General features: G+C 53.8%; 1 rRNA gene. It reads left to right on the top strand.

Annotation, left to right across the window (positions count from 1 at the left end):
• Window positions 1-3: 3 nt before the first annotated feature.
• Window positions 4-1,525, top strand: a 16S ribosomal RNA gene (locus tag VRU48_RS19605).
• Window positions 1,526-1,547: the final 22 nt, after the last annotated feature.

The raw sequence follows: 1,547 nt of genomic DNA, 5'->3' as shown, positions 1-1,547 counted from the left end.
TTTACAATGGAGAGTTTGATCCTGGCTCAGGATGAACGCTAGCGGCAGGCCTAATACATGCAAGTCGAGGGGTAGATCGGAGCTTGCTTTGATTGAGACCGGCGCACGGGTGCGTAACGCGTATGCAACCTACCTTTTCCAGGGGGATAGCCCGGAGAAATCCGGATTAATACCGCATGAAGACACAGCTTCGCATGGAGCAATGTCCAAACATTTATGGGGAAAAGATGGGCATGCGTGCCATTAGCTAGTTGGCGGGGTAACGGCCCACCAAGGCGACGATGGCTAGGGGATCTGAGAGGATGGCCCCCCACACTGGTACTGAGACACGGACCAGACTCCTACGGGAGGCAGCAGTAAGGAATATTGGTCAATGGGCGCAAGCCTGAACCAGCCATGCCGCGTGCAGGAAGACGGCCCTCCGGGTTGTAAACTGCTTTTATACCGGAATAAACCTCCCTACGTGTAGGGAGCTGAATGTACGGTAGGAATAAGGATCGGCTAACTCCGTGCCAGCAGCCGCGGTAATACGGAGGATCCGAGCGTTATCCGGATTTATTGGGTTTAAAGGGTGCGTAGGCGGCCTGTTAAGTCAGGGGTGAAAGACGGTGGCTCAACCATCGCAGTGCCCTTGATACTGACGGGCTTGAATCAACTAGAGGCAGGCGGAATGTGACAAGTAGCGGTGAAATGCATAGATATGTCACAGAACACCGATTGCGAAGGCAGCTTGCTATGGTTGTATTGACGCTGAGGCACGAAAGCGTGGGGATCAAACAGGATTAGATACCCTGGTAGTCCACGCCCTAAACGATGAACACTCGCTGTTGGCGATACACGGTCAGCGGCTAAGCGAAAGCGTTAAGTGTTCCACCTGGGGAGTACGCCCGCAAGGGTGAAACTCAAAGGAATTGACGGGGGCCCGCACAAGCGGAGGAGCATGTGGTTTAATTCGATGATACGCGAGGAACCTTACCCGGGCTTGAAAGTTAGTGAATGTTCCAGAGATGGGACAGTGAGCAATCACACGAAACTAGGTGCTGCATGGCTGTCGTCAGCTCGTGCCGTGAGGTGTTGGGTTAAGTCCCGCAACGAGCGCAACCCCTATGTCTAGTTGCCAGCATGTAATGGTGGGGACTCTAGACAGACTGCCTGTGCAAACAGAGAGGAAGGAGGGGACGACGTCAAGTCATCATGGCCCTTACGTCCGGGGCTACACACGTGCTACAATGGTCGGTACAGAGGGCAGCTATCCAGCAATGGAATGCCAATCTCAAAAAGCCGATCACAGTTCGGATAGAGGTCTGCAACTCGACCTCTTGAAGTTGGATTCGCTAGTAATCGCGTATCAGCAATGACGCGGTGAATACGTTCCCGGGCCTTGTACACACCGCCCGTCAAGCCATGGAAGCTGGGGGTACCTAAAGTACGTAGCCGCAAGGAGCGTCCTAGGGTAAAACCGGTAACTGGGGCTAAGTCGTAACAAGGTAGCCGTACCGGAAGGTGCGGCTGGAATACCTCCTTTCTGGAGTAGATTGGACTACTCG

This window comes from Pedobacter albus (genome assembly GCF_036324255.1).
GTDB classification, from domain to species: Bacteria; Bacteroidota; Bacteroidia; order Sphingobacteriales; family Sphingobacteriaceae; genus Pedobacter; species Pedobacter albus.
This window is presented reverse-complemented; position numbering and strand designations above follow the sequence as displayed.